The sequence below is a fragment of the Variovorax sp. 01T439_2 genome, assembly GCF_056398445.1.
This window is the reverse complement of sequence record NZ_JBFTPJ010001250.1, coordinates 1-1,291: the sequence shown is the minus strand read 5'-3', so window position 1 is coordinate 1,291 and position 1,291 is coordinate 1. Positions and strand designations below refer to the sequence as shown.

Annotated in this window: 1 protein-coding gene; it reads left to right on the top strand. The window is 63.3% G+C overall.

Annotated features, from left to right (window positions below):
• Positions 1–1,291, top strand: a 1,291-nt coding sequence (gene groL / locus AC1DOC_RS34000) for a chaperonin GroEL (RefSeq protein ID WP_478131612.1), incomplete at both ends; no start/stop codon positions are given.

The following is a 1,291-nucleotide window of genomic DNA, read 5'->3' as shown; positions in this document are numbered from 1 at the left end:
CGTGGTGCTCGAGCGCTCGTTCGGCGCCCCCACCGTCACCAAGGACGGTGTGTCGGTCGCCAAGGAAATCGAACTCAAGGACAAGCTCCAGAACATGGGCGCCCAGCTCGTGAAGGAAGTGGCCTCCAAGACCAGCGACAACGCCGGTGACGGCACCACCACCGCCACGGTGCTGGCCCAGGCCATCGTTCGCGAAGGCTTCAAGTACGTGGCCGCCGGCATCAACCCGATGGACCTGAAGCGCGGCATCGACAAGGCCGTGACGGCCCTGGTCGAAGAGCTGAAGAAGGCTTCCAAGCCCACCACCACGTCGAAGGAAATCGCTCAAGTCGGCTCGATCTCGGCCAACAGCGACGAAACCATCGGCAAGCTCATCGCTGACGCGATGGACAAGGTCGGCAAGGAAGGCGTGATCACCGTGGAAGACGGCAAGTCGCTGGACAGCGAACTCGACGTCGTCGAAGGCATGCAGTTCGACCGCGGCTACCTGTCGCCCTACTTCATCAACAACCCCGAGAAGCAATCGGCGCTGCTCGACAACCCCTTCGTGCTGCTGTTCGACAAGAAGATCAGCAACATCCGCGACCTGCTCCCCACGCTGGAACAAGTCGCCAAGGCTGGCCGTCCGCTCCTGATCATTGCCGAAGAAGTCGAAGGCGAAGCCCTGGCTACGCTGGTGGTGAACACGATCCGCGGCATCCTGAAGGTCGTGGCCGTGAAGGCACCTGGCTTCGGCGACCGCCGCAAGGCCATGCTGGAAGACATCGCCATCCTGACGGGCGGCAAGGTCATCGCTGAAGAAGTGGGCCTGACGCTCGAAAAGGTGACGCTGGCCGACCTGGGCCAAGCCAAGCGCATCGAAGTGGGCAAGGAAAACACCATCATCATCGACGGTTCGGGCGCTGYGGCCGACATCGAAGCCCGCGTGAAGCAAGTGCGCGTGCAGATCGAGGAAGCCACGAGCGACTACGACCGTGAAAAGCTGCAAGAGCGCGTGGCCAAGCTGGCCGGCGGCGTTGCAGTGATCAAGGTCGGCGCTGCCACCGAAGTCGAGATGAAGGAAAAGAAGGCACGCGTCGAAGACGCCCTGCACGCCACCCGCGCTGCAGTGGAAGAAGGCGTTGTGGCCGGCGGCGGCGTTGCTCTGCTGCGTGCCAAGCAAGCCGTGGGCGACAAGGTCAAGGGCGACAACGCCGACCAGGACGCCGGCATCAAGCTGGTGCTCAAGGCCATCGAAGCGCCCCTGCGCGAAATCGTGAACAACGCCGGCGGCGAAGCCTCGGTGGTGGTG